General features: G+C 58.0%; 17 protein-coding genes. 8 read left to right on the top strand and 9 right to left on the bottom strand.

All coding sequences use genetic code 11. The features are described from left to right. Positions 1 to 185 precede the first annotated feature (185 nt). The 3 genes from DC28_RS10615 to DC28_RS10605 all read right to left on the bottom strand — a co-directional run bounded on the left by DC28_RS10615 (position 186) and on the right by DC28_RS10605 (position 5,331). The gene (locus tag DC28_RS10615) at positions 186 to 1,745 is read right to left on the bottom strand and encodes an alpha/beta hydrolase (RefSeq protein WP_037548228.1); all 1,560 of its coding nucleotides are present in this window, start codon (positions 1,743 to 1,745) and stop codon (positions 186 to 188) included. Positions 1,746 to 1,748: 3 nt separating this feature from the next. After that, positions 1,749 to 2,735, bottom strand: a complete 987-nt coding sequence (locus DC28_RS10610; protein ID WP_037548225.1) for a phosphatase PAP2 family protein — start codon at positions 2,733 to 2,735, stop codon at positions 1,749 to 1,751. 256 nt (positions 2,736 to 2,991) lie between these two features. Continuing rightward, the gene (locus DC28_RS10605; protein ID WP_037548223.1) at positions 2,992 to 5,331 is read right to left on the bottom strand and encodes a heavy metal translocating P-type ATPase; all 2,340 of its coding nucleotides are present in this window, start codon (positions 5,329 to 5,331) and stop codon (positions 2,992 to 2,994) included. A 343-nt stretch (positions 5,332 to 5,674) separates the two neighbouring features. On the opposite strand from DC28_RS10605, the gene DC28_RS10600 reads away from it, so the two are divergent. The 3 genes from DC28_RS10600 to DC28_RS10590 are packed head-to-tail and all read left to right on the top strand — an operon-like array spanning position 5,675 to position 7,960. Continuing rightward, complete coding sequence (locus tag DC28_RS10600; protein ID WP_037548220.1) at positions 5,675 to 6,394, top strand: 5'-methylthioadenosine/adenosylhomocysteine nucleosidase; 720 nt, start codon at positions 5,675 to 5,677, stop codon at positions 6,392 to 6,394. Beyond that, positions 6,391 to 6,873: an S-ribosylhomocysteine lyase gene (locus DC28_RS10595; RefSeq protein ID WP_037548218.1), complete on the top strand. Its 483-nt coding sequence runs from the start codon at positions 6,391 to 6,393 to the stop codon at positions 6,871 to 6,873. Before DC28_RS10600 ends, DC28_RS10595 begins: the two co-directional genes overlap by 4 nt. A gap of 10 nt (positions 6,874 to 6,883) precedes the next feature. Continuing rightward, positions 6,884 to 7,960 (top strand): phosphotransferase, encoded by a 1,077-nt coding sequence (locus tag DC28_RS10590; RefSeq protein WP_037548216.1) that lies wholly within the window; start codon positions 6,884 to 6,886, stop codon positions 7,958 to 7,960. A gap of 152 nt (positions 7,961 to 8,112) precedes the next feature. On the opposite strand, the gene DC28_RS10585 is transcribed toward DC28_RS10590, so the two are convergent. After that, positions 8,113 to 9,762 (bottom strand): alpha-amylase family glycosyl hydrolase, encoded by a 1,650-nt coding sequence (locus DC28_RS10585; RefSeq protein WP_052078767.1) that lies wholly within the window; start codon positions 9,760 to 9,762, stop codon positions 8,113 to 8,115. A 139-nt stretch (positions 9,763 to 9,901) separates the two neighbouring features. Here DC28_RS10585 and DC28_RS10580 point away from each other — a divergent pair, with 139 nt between their 5' ends. After that, entirely contained in the window at positions 9,902 to 11,521 is a 1,620-nt protein-coding gene (locus tag DC28_RS10580; RefSeq protein WP_037548213.1) for a methyl-accepting chemotaxis protein, read from the top strand. Between the two features lie 133 nt (positions 11,522 to 11,654). On the opposite strand, the gene DC28_RS10575 is transcribed toward DC28_RS10580, so the two are convergent. From DC28_RS10575 to DC28_RS10560, 4 genes are all read right to left on the bottom strand, one after another. Further along, a complete protein-coding gene (locus DC28_RS10575; protein ID WP_037548210.1) occupies positions 11,655 to 11,873 on the bottom strand; it encodes a helix-turn-helix domain-containing protein in 219 nt (72 codons plus the stop codon). 10 nt (positions 11,874 to 11,883) lie between these two features. Further along, positions 11,884 to 12,453, bottom strand: a complete 570-nt coding sequence (locus DC28_RS10570; RefSeq protein ID WP_037548207.1) for a DUF2975 domain-containing protein — start codon at positions 12,451 to 12,453, stop codon at positions 11,884 to 11,886. 104 nt (positions 12,454 to 12,557) lie between these two features. Continuing rightward, the gene (locus DC28_RS10565) at positions 12,558 to 13,031 is read right to left on the bottom strand and encodes a DUF2141 domain-containing protein (RefSeq protein ID WP_081942133.1); all 474 of its coding nucleotides are present in this window, start codon (positions 13,029 to 13,031) and stop codon (positions 12,558 to 12,560) included. A 3-nt stretch (positions 13,032 to 13,034) separates the two neighbouring features. Next, positions 13,035 to 13,805, bottom strand: a complete 771-nt coding sequence (locus tag DC28_RS10560; protein ID WP_037548201.1) for an HAD-IIA family hydrolase — start codon at positions 13,803 to 13,805, stop codon at positions 13,035 to 13,037. 57 nt (positions 13,806 to 13,862) lie between these two features. Here DC28_RS10560 and DC28_RS10555 point away from each other — a divergent pair, with 57 nt between their 5' ends. From DC28_RS10555 to DC28_RS10540, 3 genes are all read left to right on the top strand, one after another. Beyond that, on the top strand, positions 13,863 to 14,780 hold the full coding sequence (locus DC28_RS10555; RefSeq protein WP_037548198.1) for an Hsp33 family molecular chaperone HslO: 918 nt from the start codon (positions 13,863 to 13,865) through the stop codon (positions 14,778 to 14,780). 162 nt (positions 14,781 to 14,942) lie between these two features. After that, complete coding sequence (locus DC28_RS15675; protein ID WP_052078766.1) at positions 14,943 to 15,836, top strand: sensor histidine kinase; 894 nt, start codon at positions 14,943 to 14,945, stop codon at positions 15,834 to 15,836. A 329-nt stretch (positions 15,837 to 16,165) separates the two neighbouring features. Continuing rightward, positions 16,166 to 16,648 carry an Hsp20/alpha crystallin family protein gene (locus tag DC28_RS10540; protein ID WP_052078764.1) on the top strand — a complete coding sequence of 161 codons (483 nt, stop codon included), beginning with the start codon at positions 16,166 to 16,168 and terminating at the stop codon, positions 16,646 to 16,648. Positions 16,649 to 16,699: 51 nt separating this feature from the next. Here DC28_RS10540 and DC28_RS10535 read toward each other — a convergent pair whose 3' ends face one another. Next, positions 16,700 to 17,443, bottom strand: coding sequence for a tRNA 2-thiocytidine biosynthesis TtcA family protein (locus tag DC28_RS10535; RefSeq protein ID WP_037548460.1), 744 nt, complete (start codon positions 17,441 to 17,443; stop codon positions 16,700 to 16,702). A gap of 47 nt (positions 17,444 to 17,490) precedes the next feature. Here DC28_RS10535 and DC28_RS10530 point away from each other — a divergent pair, with 47 nt between their 5' ends. Beyond that, complete coding sequence (locus tag DC28_RS10530; RefSeq protein WP_037548190.1) at positions 17,491 to 17,874, top strand: response regulator; 384 nt, start codon at positions 17,491 to 17,493, stop codon at positions 17,872 to 17,874. Positions 17,875 to 17,900 lie beyond the last annotated feature (26 nt).

Here is a 17,900-nt window from a genome sequence, read left to right as displayed (position 1 = left end):
CCGCCAGGGGCAGGTCTCTTCCAGGACACCCGGCCCCCTCAGGTACAGCCCCGGGGTTCGGCCCACGGCCCGGGAGTTCGGCCCACGGCCCAGAGCGCTCCGGAGATCGGGGAACAGGCAGAAACCACCGCGCCTCGGGCAATCGGCATCGGTAACAGGCAGAGGACACCGGCAAAGGGGAAGGCCTAAAATCCGGCGGCCTCCACCATGGGAAAACCAGCGGCTGCCTGGAAAAGCTGTACCCCCCGGTCTTCACCCCGGCACAGGGCGTCAAAAAATCCGCTTACCGATTCCCTGAGCACCGACTGCATGGTCGTTGCACCCACAGGCCCCAGCATCCCGAGCATCCGGCCGACGGGCCCGAACATATAGGCCATGGTAAAATCGTTGTGGGTTGATCCCCGGATCTGAAACAGCCCCAGGGGACTCTGGGCGTGACTGGCGAGAACCTCCAGATGCGCGTCGTTGGGATGCCCCTGCCAGCTCTGGCTCCGAAAGATCAGTGCTGGTACAGAGAGTCCTTGACGGAGGAAATCAGCATCCAGGGGTTCTACCCAGGGATCAAGGCCGACAATCCCCCGGAATCTACTGTCCTCCAAGGCGGTCTGAACCACCGCCCCCGCCCCGGTAGAATGCCCGATCAATCCCACCCGGGATAGATCCAGGGCCTCCAGCAGCTCGTCGAAAACCTGTACCGGAATCTCCCCCGGGGCTGGTTCACCCCGGTTCTGACGGGGAGGCGGCGGCACAGGCAGGCTCCCGTCGGATACCCGAACTACCCCCGGGGACGGCCGGTCTCCGCCCCCCGTTTCGGCAACCAAGACATCCAGGAGCAGCCGGATATCCTCAGAGAAGGTATAGATTAACCGCCGGGCTGCGGGAATGAAATCCGGTTCTCCGCGTTCGGGAAGAATCTCAGGATCCAGTAGAACCCGCTGGCCGTCATCAAAGACCGTCCCCGCTGAAGCGAAGCTATGATCCAGGGCCATAACCACCCCGCCCCTGGACGCTATATCTTCGGCAATATCCCCGTGGAGATTCTTAAACCCCGTCCAGCCGTGGCTGATAATAACCAGGGGCAAGCCAGACGCCCCATCCTCCGGGGATTCCAGGACCGGAGCATTCCAAAAGGCGTTACTCCGGGCCAGGGCAGCGTAGCCGAGTAAGAATTCCGGGAATTCCATGGACCGGGAAACCGCCGGAGCCACCACTGGTCCATCTTCCAGCCAGGCCGCCCGGGGATACCCCGATACCCCTGCGGCGGGATACCAGGCCTGCACCCGGATCCGCCGCAATCCCTGGGGCGCGGAACCGTAGGGCTCACGGCGGTTGCTATCGGTCACCTCGAAGACCAGGGTCCCAACCTCATGAGGCCCCGTAGGTTCGGGCATACGTTCCACCGGAACCACCACCCCCAATACCAGACCTATCAGAGCCAGCCCCAGGGATGTCCAGCCGAAGCTCCGGATGAGGAGCTGGGGAAGAAGCCGCTTTAACAGCCCGAATATAAGGATGAGAATTCCGGTAACCGTGAGCAGTATGCCGGCTGTATACATGGGAATGAGGGGCCACCTGAGCCCCTCCAGCAGCAGATGTGTCAATCCAAGCCCGAGAAGTACCCCCGGCGGAATAATCCATCCCGCCAGCTCGCCCCGCCGAGCCCTTCGTACCTCCCGGTACCGAAGCCCCAGACCGAGGCTGTACCCCGCCGCACCAAGAAAAACCAGAACCTCAAGCAGTCTCACCGCCTATTCCCCGTCTTCCTGGCGGGCCGTATCACCCTGTCCTTGGGCAGTCTGGGTCCCGGTTTCCGGGCTGTCTGCACTTTCCGGGCTATCTCCACTTTCCGGGTTCTCCGGGCTGTCTGCGCTGCCCTGGGCGAGCCCCAGCCGCCGGAACACCCAGGGAGCTCCCAGGGTAATCCAAATCCCGACCAGGCCGTACCGGAGGAACCGCAGTACATGGTACCCGGCCTCATCCTTTCCGGGAAATACCAGGCTCAGTCCCACGTAAAAAACACCGGCCCCGGCAATACCCAAAAGGTACCGGAGAAGCTTTGTCCCAAGCTTCCCGGAGGCATCGAAATCACCCCATGGAAGAATAAGACCGATACTCGCCCCCAACAAGACTCCCGGCGTAGCGGTATCTGCGGGGTTCACCAAGACCATAATGGCGCTCACCGCCCCGGCCAAAGCCAGCTGAGCCATCCATGACAGCTCGAGAATCCACACCTCCACTGTATCACCCCAGGCGTAGTACACACCCAGAATTACCGCCGCCACGGCCCAGCCGACGAGCACATCAGAGGGATAGTGCACCCCCAGGTACACCCGGGAAATGCCGATCAGTCCGCTTACTACCAGGGCCAGGGGCCAACCCCGGCGGATCCAAGGCGCCAATACACCCCAAAACGTGAGACTGCCCTGGGCATGGCCGCTGGGCAGAGAGTACCCCGTAGCATGGCCGATCTCCACCTGGGGATTAACCTCGAAGGGCCGGGGCAGGGCGAAAAACTCCTTCAGCCCCTGGTTCGCGAAATTCGATCCCAACAGAACCATGGTTAAACGGATGCCCCGTCGCCGGTCATAACACCAGAACAGCAGGGGCGCTAGTAACAGATAAAATTCCTCGTTCCCCAGAACGGTAATGACGGTAAAAACACCGTCGAGCAGCGGACTACTCAGCCTCTGGAAGGATTGAATAAGTTCCATTCCCCAATTCAGGATTGCGTCCATAGCGGCCTCCTCGTCTTGCCTACTCCTTCAGTATAGCAAGTCCAGGGTGAGGCGCAAGCAGCTTTTCTCCCCGGGGCCAACCGGGGCTTTCGAATTCATGGAGGTCGGAATATCCAGGAGATAGCCGGGGGAAAGCCGGGGCTTCACCCAAGTGGAGGCCACCGTTCAAAAGCCCAGGGGCTTCGGGCCCGATCCAAACAGGATATAGTATCTCCCCCCCTGCACCGAAGCACCGGAGCCTTTTGCCTGGAAATAATCAGGAACGGGTTCCCGGAAGGATTCTGATGCTGTTCAGCACCGCCACCAAGGCAACCCCCACATCGGCGATAACCGCCTGCCACATTGTTGCTTCGCCCAGAATACCGAAGATCATGATGATCGCCTTAAACCCCAGGGCAAAGATGATGTTTTGCAAAATAATCCGACGGGTTTGCCGGCCGATCCGGATTCCGTCGCCCAATGCGCCCAGGGAATCGGACATGAGCACCACATCCGCCGCCTCAATAGCGGCGTCGCTGCCCAATCCGCCCATGGCAATCCCCACATCGGCCCGGGCGAGTACCGGCGCATCGTTTATGCCGTCTCCAATGAATCCCGAGGTACCCCGGTCCTCCTGCATGAAGCCTTCAAGCACCGAAACCTTATCTTCCGGAAGCAGTGAGTGCCGTACCCCGGTAATCCCCAGATCCCTGGCCATCCGAACCGCAGGCTCTTCCCGGTCCCCTGTCACCATGGTCATCCGAGAAACCCCGGCCCGTTTCAGATCCTGAATATGATCCCAGGTTCCGGGCTTAACCTCATCATCAATCTCCAAGACCCCGGCATACCGTCCGTCCAGGGCAACATATACCACCGTTCCCCCGAGGCCATCTTGGGGCACCTGGATACCGAGATCTTCCATGAGCCGCCCATTCCCCACGGCAATGCTGCGGTCTTGTTCTTTTAGGGTGATTCCCATGCCTCGATGCTCGGTTCGTTCCTGTTCTTCCCGGGATCCGGGGCTGATCCCCCCCCCTTCGGCATAGGATAGGATGGCCCGGGCGATGGGATGGGAGCTCATAGCCTCGGCTTCGGCAGCCATTCGAATCACCCCGTCCTCAGAAAACCCCTCAGATACCCTCACCCGACGAACCTCGAAGACCCCCTTGGTCAGGGTTCCGGTCTTATCGAAGGCGAGGCCGGAGAGACTGGCTAACCGATCCAGGTACTCCGCACCCTTGACCAGGACACCCCGCCTGCTGGCGGCTCCCAAGCCGGCGAAGTACCCCAGGGGGATGGAGATGACCAGGGCGCAGGGACAGGAAATAACCAGGATGGTCAGAGCCCGGTACACCCACTGATTCAGATCACCGCCGAATGCTAACGGCGGCACCAGGGCCACTCCCAGGGCTGCGGCTACCACCAGGGGGGTGTAGATCCTGGCGAACCGGGCAATAAACCGCTCGGTCTTTGCCTTTTTATCAGTGGCATCCTCAACCAGATTCAGAATCCTGCTTACCGCCGAATCCTCGACCCGCCGGGTTACCCGGAGGCGCACCGGACTGTCGGTCACCAGGAATCCCGCCGCCACCTCTTCGCCCCGGCGGATGGTCCTGGGAACTGACTCCCCGGTCAAGGCGCTGGTATCGAAACTTCCCTGGGCACTCTCAAGAATCCCGTCCACCCCGATCCGCTCCCCCGGCCAATGCTCGATTACCTGGTCGGGTTCAGCCTCGGATGCGGGAATAGTCCGGGTTTCACCCCCGGGTACCACCAGACGAAGGGTGTCGGGACGCAAATCCACCAGGGCGCTGATGGACTGCCTGCTTCTATTGACTGCCCGGTCCTGTAACCATTCCCCCACGCCGTAAAAAATCATGACCCCGGCGCTCTCCGCCAGCTCGCCTATCGCCGCCGCTCCCAGGGTCGCAATGGTCATGAGCAGGGTTTCATCGAATACCGCACCCCGTACCAGATTCCTCAGAGCTGACCACACCACCGGCCAACCGGTAATAATGAAGGCTGTGGTAAATAATGCCTGTATACCCGTAAATCCCTGGAGCCACCCAAGCCCCGGCCCGGCTTGGAGACCGAAAAGTCCCAACAATGATCCCCGGAGCGCCATGGACACCGCACCGGAGGTAACAGATCCGAGAATGATTCCCCCGAGGAAAAACAGTCCGCCCGCGGCAAGCCGGAGAAGCTCCCGGTCTTCAAAAAACCTGCTCAGGCTGGTACGAAGCCCGGAGACTACGCCCAGGAGGCCGCGTCCCGCGGCCGAAGAGGGGCCGCCGGCCCCCTCAGAAGTACCCGCATTTCTCACCTGCTCTCCCCCCCGGGAGGGATTGGCGGTCCCTTCGGACATTCCGGCGGTTTTCCCCAGCTCCGCCGGGGAACGGGATGGTTCCCGACGATCGGATACCCGCACTTGGGGTTCCATGGATGCAATGACGGACCGGGCCGTGTCCAGATAGCCCGGGTTAATCCCCAGGGTTTGGGTTGCCAGGTTTATCCGAGCCTGCTCCAGGCCGGGATGACGTTGCAGGGCGCGTTCTATATCCGCTGCGCAATTGGCGCAGTCAATTCCTTCTATTCGGTATTTTTTAATGGTCTCCATAACCGCTCCTTGGTATCTGTACTCTTCATCTATATATGCTCATTTGTTCATATATTAATTCCTGGCCCGGGTTTTGTCAAGGGTGGAAGCCGCTCCGAGCCATTACCCAGGGGTCCGCTGGGATCGGCTCGTACCTCGCTGATTCCGGCCCCCGGCTGGTAAGAACCGGTCTTTTTCGCTATCCTGGTTCCGAGCAACTGTCACGGGAAGAAGCGCGTGCTACAGGAGAAATGGCCGTCACGGGAAGAAATGGCCGATCAGGCGGATTACTCTCCGGCTGGAGATTCGCCCGAATCGTAGGTACATTGACGTTGGGGACTTGGACGATACCCCAGGAGGCTACATGATAGGAATAATCGGAGCCATGGAAGAAGAAATCTCCCTGCTCTTGGGAGAACTTCGGGAACCCCGGACCATTACCCGGGAGCAGTTTACCTTCCACACCGGTTTGCTTCGCGACCACCGGGTCGTCATTCTACAATGCGGTATCGGCAAGGTGAACGCAGCCATCGGAGCAACCCTGATGATTGAATTGTTCAACCCGGCCTTCTTGGTGAACACCGGGGCAGCGGGGGGCATCGGCCCGGACCTCGCCATCGGGGATCTGATAATTTCCCGGGAGGTGATTCACCACGATGTAGATGTTACCGCCTTCGGATACCAACCCGGCCAGATTCCTGGGCTGCCCGACCGCTTTACCCCGGATGCGGGGCTTCTGGCCGCCGCCCAAGCATTGCTGGAGCATACAACCAGCTTCCGGGGCATTACCGGCTTGGTCGCCAGCGGGGATGTATTCATGGCGAATCCCGAGAGTCTGACCGGGGTGCTGAAGCGGTTTCCCGATGTCCGGGCCATAGAAATGGAAGGTGCGGCCATTGCCCAAACGTGCCACCAGCTGGGTATCCCCTACCTGATCATCCGGGCGGTTTCCGACCGGGCGGATGAAGCAAGTACGGGAGATTTCGAGGAAAACCTCCATCTTGCAGCCCGGAATTCTGCAACGGCGGTCTGCGACCTCATTGAAATTAGTCATACCATCACATTAGAAGGAGAACCATCATGAATAAGATTCCCAGTTTCGAAATAAACCACCACACCCTTCAGCGGGGTGTTTTTGTGTCCCGTATCGACACCCTGGGCGACCAGCACGTCACCACCTTTGATATACGCATGAAGGAACCCAACCGAGAACCAGTGGTGGACGTTCCGGCCCTGCATACCATCGAGCACCTGGGCGCCACCTTTCTGCGCAACCATCCCGATTGGTCGAACCAGGTCATCTACTTCGGGCCCATGGGCTGCCGTACAGGCAATTACCTCCTCATTAAGGGAAACCTGACCAGCCGGGATATCCTGCCGCTGGTGCGGGAAATGTTCGAATTTATGGGTGATTTTAACGAGGATGTTCCGGGAGCCGCCGCCCGGGACTGCGGTAATTACCTGAGCCACGATCTACCCATGGCAAAATGGGAATCAAAGAAATTCATCCAAGAGGTGCTCCGGGATCCGAAACCCGAAAACCTCGCCTATCCCCAGGACTAGGGTCCGCCAGGTGTCTGATTTTTCCCGGCTCACCCCTCCCATGGTCATAGCTGCCGTCGAACAGGCCTACGAACTAAACCTGGACGGTACTGTCACCGGGTACCCCAGCTATATAAACCGGGTCTATGGGCTCCGCACCGACCAAGGTCAGGAGCTCATGGTCAAGTTTTACCGCCCCGGCAGGTGGACCGAGCAGGCCCTGGAGGAAGAGGTCCAGTTCACCCTGGACTGCGCCTCCCTAGACCTGCCCGTAGTGCCGCCTCTGCCCCTGGAACAACCCCTCACCCATCTGCCCGACTCCGAATCCGCCCGGGACCGGCCCCCCTCCGATGGGTTGCACTCCGACCGGCCCCCCGATCCCGAAGACTATCTGGCTGTACTATCCCTGGACCATCCCGCCGAACCTTCACCCCAGGACCAAGAGCTGGAGATATTCTTCTCCCTCTTTCCCAAACGCAGCGGCCGCAGTTTTGACACCGACAGGGAAGAAGACTGGATCAGGATAGGCAGCCTCGTGGGCCGGCTGCACCGGGCTTCGGGAATCCGGAAGGCCGAGTACCGTCTCACCTGTACCCCCGGCTCTTCCACCCGGTTGTTCCTGGATGAGTTGGAATCCGAACAGGTCATTCATCCCGAACTATCCCTGGATTTTCTGGGCCTCGCCCGGAGGGTCTGCCGGGATATCGAGCCGCTCTTTCAGTCCATCCCCCTCATCCGGATCCATGGCGACTGCCACCGGGGAAATATCCTGGACCGGGGTCCCCAAGGCCTTCTGCTCATGGACTTTGACGATATGATGACGGGGCCCGCCGTCCAGGACCTCTGGATGCTGCTTCCCGGCCGCTTGGAAGACAGCCGCTACGAGATGGAACTGCTCCTGGAAGGCTACCGGTCCTGGAATCCCTTGGCAGAATCCCAGCTGTCCCTCATCGAACCCCTGCGGTTCATGCGGATGATCTACTACCTGGCATGGCAGAGCAGGCAGCGTCGGGACCGGGGATTTCAGGAAAACCATCCTGCCTGGGGAACCCGCTCGTTCTGGATAACCGAGCTGGAGGATCTCCGTGAACAGGCCCGGCACATATGACGGGCCTCCCGCGCGCATCCACGAAAGGCCCGTTATTAATGTGTTATTATCCGCAGTGGGTAATCACCGGTAACCCAGCCTGGGTATGGCGTCCCTCTCCAGTTCACCCCCAGGGGTGGCCCCCATGGAGCCGGAGGTTACGGCCTGCGCACCTACTTTGCCAATAATCCGATCAGCAGACCAGCCACCGCAGCGGCGACCACGCTTAGTACGGTAATCAGCAGTCCCTTACCTGCCGGAGCCGGCTCCTGGGACATCTTAATGAGCGAACCGGTATACGGCTCGAGTTCGACCGTCAGAGTATCACCCGAAACCCGGAACACCCGGCCGGCCTCTTCCAATTCCCGGGTATTCTTGGCACCCCGGGCGGAATATTCATCGGCCACCTCCACCGATTCCTGACGGGCTATTGCAACAACCTCCCGATCCCGGGCCTCCCGCTGCCGGCCGGGCCGGTCGCTGCCCCCGGAATCGCCCAACCACTCAGGTCCCAGCAGCTGAACCCCGCTCTTGTACCCGGAAAAATCCTCGGGCAGGGGAATAGAACGTTTCACCGGTTCCTCGCCGTTGTACAACACCGTCACAAAGGCCTGATCATCGGTGCTCCGGGTAAAGGCCAGGGTATGCTCATCGCTGTAAAGAATACGGAAATCCCCGGAGGTAAGGGCGGGATTCTCCCTGCGCAGGGTGTTGAAGGTGGAAATGAGGCCGCCGAAGCGCAGCTCCGCCTCCCAATTAAAGTCCCGGCGTCCGGAATGCTCGGATCCCCCGTCTATGGGCTCTTCGGTACCGTAATAAAGCAGGGGAATTCCCGTGTAGGTAAACATGAACAGCAAACCCTGGCTGAGCTTTTCATCCACCCGCTCCCGGACCTGATTGATATAGCGCTGGACATCGTGATTATCGATGAAGGTGGCCATCTGATCCCGGTCCTGGTAGCTCCGGGCCTGGTTAATCCGGGATGCAAACTGGGTTCCGCTCTTCCCCTCCCGGAGAAAATCCCGGATGCTGAAGTAGATGGGGAAGTCCACCAGTCCGTCCAGTCCCGCCTGTTGGTAACTGCCTACCTTGGTAAAATCACCGTGGAATACCTCACCCATGAGGTAGAAATCCGGATACCGCTGGTCTATGGCCCGGGCGAAATCTGTCCAGAAATCGTGGGGAACATGTCGGACGGTATCCAAGCGGTATCCGTCATGGCCCAGCTGATCGATCCACCAAATAGCCATATCGATGAGGTACTGCCGCGTTTCAGGATGTTCCTGGGCAAGGTCCGGCAGACTGGATAACCAATAATTCTCCGCCTCGAACTGATCCTCGTAGTTTTGAATAGTCCGGCGCTCATGGAACCAATCAGCATACTCAGGATCAGGAAGCCAGGGATGCATAACCCCGGTATGGTTCACCACCAGATCGATAATCACCTTGATATCCCGCTTATGGGCCTCATCCACCAGCCGCTTGAGGATCTCCATATCCCCGAAGTGCTCCTCCACCCCGTAGAAATCCACAGCCCAGTAGCCATGGTATCCGCCGCTCTGGTTATCCACCACGGGACTAATCCAGATAGCCGAGAACCCCAAGGTTTTTATGTAATCCAATTTCTGGATTATTCCGGCAAAATCACCCCCGTGATACGCCGTCAGATCCCTGGGCCGCACCGTGTAGTTATTGGACGAGTCGCCATCCAAAAACCGGTCGGTCATTAAAAAGTACATGCTGTCCTCCGGGGTGACCTGGGCACTCAGCCCCAGGGTCGCTCCCAAAAGCAGCAGGAACACCAATACAAAAGAACGTTTCATACATACCCCCATGTAAGTTGTTCCTCCACTATACCAGCTGGCTCGGAGAATCCGCAAGATTCTTCTTCCCGCCCCAGGGGTAAATCATTTTTTCTATTCCGGCTTTGTATCCGGGGGAAATTTATCCTAAACTTTTGGTATGTCTATCCAAAGCACCCTCGCCGCCAAATACAACGGCGAAACAACCCTCATCCAACGGAAGGCCCAGAGCCTCTTCTGGATCAATATCATCCTAGCCGTGGGCTTTCTGCTTCTGGGGCTGCTTAGAGCCATCGAAGGCGAGATCGGCGTCGCCCTGGGGGAATTCGGGGTAACCCTGTTATTGGTGGTGGTGAATCTACAAATTCTCCGGGGCAGCTTCCGGGTTGCCAGTATTGTAGTTATGGTGATTTTCATAGCCGCCGCAACAACCCTGTATTTCCTACGACCCTTCGATGGAAACCCCAAGAGTATCTACTCCCTGGGGATGTACCTCCTCTCGACCTTCCTCACCGTTCCCATGCTTGCCTTCGCAACATGGCAGATTTGGGCGACGGTCATCTACTCCATCACCATGGTCATGACCGTGGCCCTAGTCCGGTATGCCCCCCTCTTCCAGGATCAACCCCAAATCAGGAGCCAGCTGCTCTTCGATGCCGGGGTCATCGCCCTCCTTATGGGTCTAACCGGATACTTCGCCTACCAGCTCTTTAAAACCCAGCACACCAGCATTGATGAGCTGGAACATAACCAGCAGGAAACCGCAAAAAAGAATGATAAACTGAACCAAATATTAAAGGACATCGGGGACGGCGCAGACATCGGTGATCGGCTGCTCGAATCCGCCCACCGCACCCTTCAAACTGTAGACGGATTCAACCAATCCCTGGAAGAAATGAACTCCCAGGTCTCCTCTTTGGGGGCCGTCTCGCTTCAACTGGGTGAAACGGAGAACCACCTCGTCCAGGCAGAATCTCAGATGAAGCAGGAAATAGCATCCCAGAATTCGGGAATAACCCAGGTCTCCCGGGGTGTTCAGGAGATCTCCGCCCGAATCACCCAGGTCCAGAAGGCCGCTGAACAGCAGAACACCATCTTATCCCAGCTGATCACCAGCGCCCAGGAGGGCCAGCACCAGCTGGATACCACCATGAACCGTTTTACCCGGATATCCCAGGGAAGCGCCCAGATGCTCCAGGTAATCCAGGTGATCGAGGACATAGCCGAACGAACCAACCTCCTAGCCATGAACGCTGCCATTGAGGCCGCCCACGCCGGAGATTCCGGCAGAGGCTTTGCCGTGGTTGCGTCGGAAATACGCACCCTGGCCGGTGAAACGAATCAGAACTCCGGCCGTATCCGGGAGAATCTCAAAGAAACCTCCCTGCAAATCCAAGAAACAGGTGAAGCAGCCGCCGTTCTCAAAACCCTCTTTGATCAGATCATCCAGAACATTAGCGGGGTAAAAACCGCCTTCGAACAAGTCCTCAACGACGCCCGGGAAACCAACACCTTCTCCCAGGGCATCACCGAGCAGGTTGACACCCTCCAGGCCCTCTCATCCCAGGTAACCAGCGCCCTGGAGACTATGGAGGAAGCCTTGGGGCAGAACCGGGCCGGCTTTGCCGCCATGGCCGATCATGTTGGTGCCGTAAAAACCCACTTTCAACAAATTGAGGAGCACACCGGCGGGGTATTCAACCAAGCCTCCACCGTGGAAGAAATCGGTCAGCAAAACCGCCGGACCATGGAGCGCATCCTCCAGGAAATCCGGGAGTAACCCCAGCCCGGATGGGTGCATCTGCTTGTTAGCACGAACAGCCGCATTTTAAGCCAAGTAACCCCAGCCCGGAAGGGTGCGTCACATCAGGGCCCCGGTCAGATGGTACCGATTATATCGGATCTGACCCCGACTACTCATCTTCCCCGGCATCCTCCACGTACCGGAGCAGATCCCCGGGCTGGCAGTCCAGAGCCTTACAGAGGGCATCCAGGGTCTCAAGCCGGATGGCCCGGGCCTTCCCGGTTTTCAGTATCGACAGGTTCGCATTGGTCAGCCCAATCTGCTGGGCAAGGTCAATCAGTTTGACCCTGCGCTCAGCCATCATGACGTCAAGTCGCATCTCGATCATGCCGCCCCCTCTACACCGTGTAGCGCTGTTCTTCTTCCATGGCGGAACCGTAGGAAAAGATCTGGGCAAGAACCAGTATTATCAGCCCCAGAAAGATAACCTCGGGACGCAGACTCACCGTTGCATCCGCTGTTATGGCTGGGCCGGCTGCCGCCTGCAGCACCGATCCGATCCGGGAGGCCACAAAAACCTGGGCTGCTGTTTGGAAGGCCTCGGATGCCAGAATCAGCCAAGCGATCCAGCGCATATCCCTGCCCTGGTCCGGGTGAAAGGGGGTTCCTTGGATGACCCTCCGGATAATACTCCGGCACCGAAGTAGGATCAACAATCCGAATACCGCCATCCCGATGCCCATTCCCGAAGACACCGTAAAAAACAGACCGTCGAACTCCGCCCCTGGCACCTCAAGACGAAGACCCATGGCGGACCATTCCATGTGGGCTGTTCCGGCACCGACACCCAGCAGTCCCAATACCAGCATGACGCTGAGCACGACCAGGCCGAAGACCAATACCCACACCATTACCCCCAGGGCGCCGTTCAGCCATGTCAGCAGGGAGCTGTTTTTCATTTCTTTCATGTTCATCCTCCTCAGTAAATTGTCAGGAGCCTCTGCAGTCCATCGGCCCGCAGCAGCCCCCTGAGGAGAACAGTATCATTGTATTTATTGTTTTGCAATAAATTTTACTTGATTTTTAGTAAAATTTTATTGTTATCCGAGGAAACATCCCGCGGCAGTGAGAGTTTCAATGAGTCGAACCGGGGCCGAGCCAACAGCGGCCGGCGTAACCCTGCCATACCCCAGGGCTCGGTGGGTCCGAACAGCCCCATGGTTAACCTGCCGTCCCGGTTGGTATCTATATACCCGCTGACCACAAACTCCCCGGCTTCAACACCGGTAAACACCAGCTCCAGGGGTGCCTCTCCCAGGGATTCCGGGGTGATTTCAACGGATCTACTGTAGCGGGGTGTAATCCGGGCATCATCAAATTCTCTGCGGTCCTGGAGGGCCAGATTCAAGAGCACCGGGCCGCCTTGCAGCACCCGGGGATCCACCTCCACCACTAGGACAACCTCCCCGGCAACGGTCTGCCCCCACGCCCCCAAACTTGCCAGGGACATGAGAATCACCATAACCAAAACCCTCGGGCGTCCCATTGTTCAAAGCTCCAGGGGGTCGATATCCGCCACGGAGTCCATAATGTAATCCGGGCGGTAGGGATAGGCCGAAATATCTTCCCGCCGGGTAACCCCGCTGAGAACCAGACAGGTACGCATACCCGCCTCCATACCGCCGACAATATCCGTATCCATGCGGTCACCGATCATGACCGTATCATCGGGATGAACCCCGAGTTTTTTGGTAGCCAGGGTCATCATCAGGGAGTTCGGTTTACCGACAATGTAGGGCCGGCGGCCCGTGGCGGATTCAATGCCGGCCAACAGGGCCCCGCAGGCAGGCTCAATGCCGTCATCGGTAGGATCAATAACATCCGGGTTGGTGCCGATGAACTTGGCGCCCCGGGAGATGAACTGCACGGCCTTCTTCATTTGTTCGAAATTGAAGGACTCTGTCTTTCCCACCACCACGTACTCGGGGTTATGCTCGGAAATAGAAAATCCCGCGTTGTACAGCTCGTTCATAAGCCCGCCCCCCCCGATGGCAAAGACGGTGGCTCCCGGGCGCTGCTGCTTGAGGAACATAGCGGTGGCCATGCCTGCAGTAATAAAATGGTGTTCCTCCAGGCCGTGGATGCCCCGGCGCTCCAGTTTTCGAACCAAGTCCAGGGGGGTTTGTTCGCTGAGATTGGTCAGAAACAAAAAGGGAATACCGCTGGTTAATAAACGCTGGACGAACTCATTCGCACCGTCAATGAGGGTACCCCCCCGGTAAATCACCCCGTCCATATCGGAAATTATACTCTTTGCCATAGTACCCCCAGTGTACCAGAATTGACAAAGCCCTGGCCACCGGGCAAACTCCTAGGCATGATTAAAAAACCAATAGAAGACCTCAGCACAGAAGACCACATCCGCGCCTACAGCGCTTCACGGATGCACCGGTTCCTTCTGGGAAATAATACCGTCCGGGGCGCCGCGGTGGATGCAACCCTGCTCATCCGCCAGATGCGGGCGAACCATAACCTCGGCATCCTGGAAACCCTGATCCTCGGGCACGCATACATGGGGGCCCTCCTAGTTACCAGCCAGCACAAGGGCCAGGATACCATCAGTCTGCGGATAGACTGCGACGGCCCGGTTCAGGGTCTGGTGGTGGAGGCCAACGCCTTCGGAGAGGTCCGGGGGTACCTGAAAAACGAATCCATTCCTGTTACCCGGCCGGTGGAGAGCAACGACTACTCAGAATTCTTCGGAGCCGGGACACTGGCGGTTACCCGGATACTTGAGGGGGGAAAACAGCCCTTCACCAGCACCATAGAACTGGAACACGGGAATATTGCCCAGGACCTGGCTCAGTACTTCACCGTCAGTGAGCAGACCCCCTCGGGATTTCATTTGAGTATCCGGTTCGACGACCAAGGGAAGGTCATCGGTGCCGGTGGACTTCTCCTCCAAACCATGCCGGGAGCTGATGAGGATGTGGTACGGCGCATCGAAAGTCAGATGATGCTGCTTCCATCCCTGGGTTCGGAAATCGCCCACGGCCAGGGTGCCATGGAGTATGTGGATTTCTGGTTTCAGGATTTCGGTATTCAGCACCTGGATCCCCGAAGTGTGGATTTCCAATGCCACTGCAGCAAGGACCGGTTCGTGGGACACCTGAGAAACCTGCCCAAGGAAGATAAGGAGGATCTGCGTCAAAACGGCCCCTTCCCCCTGGAATTAAACTGCCATTTCTGCGGATCAAATTACCAGCTCAGCAAAGTCGAGGTACAGGGCATCTAAAATTCCCCACGTAGTGCGCAGAAGGTTGTAAACTACGCCAGATATAGCGGCACAGCCCGGGAACCTACCCAGGGATGGTGTTGCAAGGGTGAAAAGTTACAACCTTTTGCGCACTACAAAATCCTCACTGCATTCCCGGGACATGGATGGTATACTTCCTGTATGGATACCTCCTCCCGTCCGCCGGATGATCTGCTTCACGCCCGCATCGCCTACCTTAACAGCCTAACAGGATCCCTGAGTCATGAGGTTAATACCCCCATCGGCATCGGGATTACCGCTTTAAGCTTCATTGAGGATGAAACAAAGCAGCTCCAACAGGCCCTGGCCTCGGGAACCCTGGGAAAACACCAACTGGAGGACTACCTCAAAACCACCCTGGAAACCGCTAAAACCATAGGACAAAACCTCGAAAGGGCGGTGGAAACCATTCAGACCTTCCGGAGTATAACGAGTGAGCACCTGAATAGCCCCAAAATGCCCGTCTCCCTCCGGGGTGCCCTGGACACCGCCTTCCAATCCCTGGCTGACGAATTCTCCCGGAAGGGGGTGGTGCTGGAAAACACCATCCCCGAGGATCTTACCTGCCTCACCCGCCCGGGAATTGTCCAGGAAATTCTGTACAATCTGCTGTCCAACAGCGTGAAACACGCCTACCCCCCGGGCCGCACCGGCAGGGTGCTGGTAGACGCCGTCCTCACAGGACCAAGCAGCGGCTCCTCCGGCTCCAACTCAAGCTCCAGCTCCGGCCCCAGCTCCGGCCAGACCTCCCCGGATCATGGGGAAGAACCCCCGGCCCCGCACCGGGTCGTCCTAACCTACCGGGACGACGGTCAGGGGATCCATCCGGTACAGCTGAAACACCTCTACCGCCCCTTCTTCACCTCCCGAGGTAAGGACGGAGCATGCGGACTGGGCATGAACATCGTCCACCGCCTGGTCACCCGGGAACTCCGGGGAACCATCGACTGCAGCTCCTCTCCGGAATCAGGCACCACCTTCCGAATAGACTTTCCCTGTGCCACCCCGGACGAAGATTATGGGGATCTGGAATAACCTAGCCCGGAAAGGACCCATAATTCGACAGCACCCCGGCAGAGTGGGCCGTTTTGACCCATTCCCATACCCTCCCCTGGTCCAAGGCGGCGAAAAACCCCACCCCGGACGGGTGTGGTGGAGATTTGCCCACGACCCGGTACCGGAAAACCCCGGATCCGAACCGACGAAATACCCCCGGACAGGAACCGCTATTTCCTTACATTATTAAGGGTTAGAAAGAAAAGCCCCTGAGGCGTAACGCATTCGAATCACCATAATAAAAATGAAAGCAAAGTTGGCACGGCGTTTGCAATACTATGGGCACAAGATTTTTTAGGAGGACAACCATGAGAAATATTGTCATTACCAACCGCAAGCCGGCATCCATCTTCAACGAAATGGACCGCATTCTGGATAGCATGTTCGATAACAGCCACAGCTTCGGGCGCGTGGGTTCCCTGACGACCCGGCATCCCTCGGTGGACATTCGGGAGAACGAAGCGGGGTACATCCTCGAGGCGGAGCTGCCCGGTCTGACCCAGGAGGACATCGATATAACCCTGGAGGACGGGGTGTTGCATCTGAGTCAGTCTTCCAAGGGTTCTGGTGATTCCAATGCCGGAGAAACCGAACAGCAAGAGCAGACTAAGCCGGCGGAGCGCTACCTCTTGCGGGAGCGGAACCGCGCCGAAATAAACCGGAGCTTCGTGCTTCCCAAGGATGTTGATCAGGCCAAGGTTCAGGCACGGTTCGCCCATGGCTTACTGATCCTGGAGCTGCCCAAACAGGAAAAGGCTCTACCGAAGAAGATTTCCATCTCCGCAGAATAGCCTGGGGTTCATCAAAGCCCCTTCGGCCTTCAGGAGCTGCCCGATCCCGCCCTAACCGGCGGGATTTTTTTGTGGAACCGGCAGGTAGGATAGAACCGGGTTTCCCATGGCCTGGAACATTTTCCGCTTTACATCCCTGCCGAATTCCTCCTCCATGGTATCCAGTACCCGGCGTACATCCCTGCGACGGCTCTGGGTATCGTACCCGCAGGTGCAGGCGTATTTCCGGATTCCCGACCAGTCTGCGAAGGCAATTATCTCCTCTTCGGAGAGCAGACTCATGGGCCGGATGACGGTTTGGGGATACTGCTCGTAGGGTAACACCGGCATCATGGTAGAGAGCTCACCTTTGAGCATCATGTTCATGAGAAAGGTCTCTAGTATGTCGTCCATGTGGTGACCCAAGGCTATCTTGTTGTACCCCTTCGCTCTAGCATACTTGAGCAGTTCAGTCCGGCGCTGGGTGGAACACCAGTAGCAGTTCATCTTCTGACCGGGTTTTAACCGCTTCTGTACCCCCACCTCAATGATCTCCCAGGGCACCCCCCAGTCATCCAGGAACCCCTTCATGGCCGAAAGATCCACCGACTGGGCGAAGTCCGACCGCACATGGAGGGCCGCGAACTCAAAATCTATACCGAGTCCCCTTCGAAGCAGTGGGAAGACCCGAGCCATGGTCATGGAGTCCTTACCCCCGGATACCGCCAATAGAACCCGATCGCCCGGATGAATCATGTCATACTCCTTAACCGACCGGGCCATCCGTTTCTGAATTGTTGCGAGTAGATCTGACATATCCGTGGACAATAGCACATACCAGGGAAAATGATTACACTTGTAGAATGAAAACACCTCAGTTGGTCCTCATCGCCGAGGATGAAGCAATTAACAGAATGTTCTTAGTAAAGATAGTTGAACGCGCCGGGTTTTCAGCCCTGGAGGCTCAGACCGGGGAGGAGGCCATCCGGGTATATGAGCGCCGGGGCGAAGAGGTAGGGATCATCCTCATGGATCTGAGTATGCCTGAGAAAGACGGACTTGAAGCCGCACGGGAGCTTCGCGCCCAGGGGGTCACCACCCCCATCCTGGCCTTAACGGCCCACTCCTCCGAGGAAGACCGCAGCCTCTGTCTGGAAGCAGGGATGAACGAGGTGCTCATAAAACCCGTCCAGATCCAAGCCGTGCAGGATGCGTTACAGCGCTACCTGGGGTCTCCAGCTTCCTAATCCCTTTAAAATCCCCTCAGAATTGA

Origin of the sequence: Spirochaeta lutea (genome assembly GCF_000758165.1) — a bacterium.
GTDB classification, from domain to species: domain Bacteria; phylum Spirochaetota; class Spirochaetia; order DSM-27196; family Salinispiraceae; genus Spirochaeta_D; species Spirochaeta_D lutea.
Note: the sequence above shows the minus strand (reverse complement) of the source record. Positions and strands in the feature narration are given on the sequence as shown.

Excerpts from the sequence above, each read along its gene's own strand:
- DC28_RS10560 (WP_037548201.1), bottom strand. The coding sequence starts at position 13,805 with ATGGCAAAGAGTATAATTTCCGATATGGACGGGGTGATTTACCGGGGG.
- DC28_RS10595 (WP_037548218.1), top strand. The coding sequence starts at position 6,391 with ATGAATAAGATTCCCAGTTTCGAAATAAACCACCACACCCTTCAGCGG.
- DC28_RS10535 (WP_037548460.1), bottom strand. The coding sequence starts at position 17,443 with ATGTCAGATCTACTCGCAACAATTCAGAAACGGATGGCCCGGTCGGTT.
- DC28_RS10570 (WP_037548207.1), bottom strand. The coding sequence starts at position 12,453 with ATGAAAGAAATGAAAAACAGCTCCCTGCTGACATGGCTGAACGGCGCC.
- DC28_RS10585 (WP_052078767.1), bottom strand. The coding sequence starts at position 9,762 with ATGAAACGTTCTTTTGTATTGGTGTTCCTGCTGCTTTTGGGAGCGACC.
- DC28_RS10610 (WP_037548225.1), bottom strand. The coding sequence starts at position 2,735 with ATGGACGCAATCCTGAATTGGGGAATGGAACTTATTCAATCCTTCCAG.
- DC28_RS15675 (WP_052078766.1), top strand. The coding sequence starts at position 14,943 with ATGGATACCTCCTCCCGTCCGCCGGATGATCTGCTTCACGCCCGCATC.
- DC28_RS10530 (WP_037548190.1), top strand. The coding sequence starts at position 17,491 with ATGAAAACACCTCAGTTGGTCCTCATCGCCGAGGATGAAGCAATTAAC.
- DC28_RS10605 (WP_037548223.1), bottom strand. The coding sequence starts at position 5,331 with ATGGAGACCATTAAAAAATACCGAATAGAAGGAATTGACTGCGCCAAT.
- DC28_RS10580 (WP_037548213.1), top strand. The coding sequence starts at position 9,902 with ATGTCTATCCAAAGCACCCTCGCCGCCAAATACAACGGCGAAACAACC.
- DC28_RS10540 (WP_052078764.1), top strand. The coding sequence starts at position 16,166 with ATGAGAAATATTGTCATTACCAACCGCAAGCCGGCATCCATCTTCAAC.
- DC28_RS10565 (WP_081942133.1), bottom strand. The coding sequence starts at position 13,031 with ATGGGACGCCCGAGGGTTTTGGTTATGGTGATTCTCATGTCCCTGGCA.
- DC28_RS10600 (WP_037548220.1), top strand. The coding sequence starts at position 5,675 with ATGATAGGAATAATCGGAGCCATGGAAGAAGAAATCTCCCTGCTCTTG.
- DC28_RS10555 (WP_037548198.1), top strand. The coding sequence starts at position 13,863 with ATGATTAAAAAACCAATAGAAGACCTCAGCACAGAAGACCACATCCGC.
- DC28_RS10575 (WP_037548210.1), bottom strand. The coding sequence starts at position 11,873 with ATGATCGAGATGCGACTTGACGTCATGATGGCTGAGCGCAGGGTCAAA.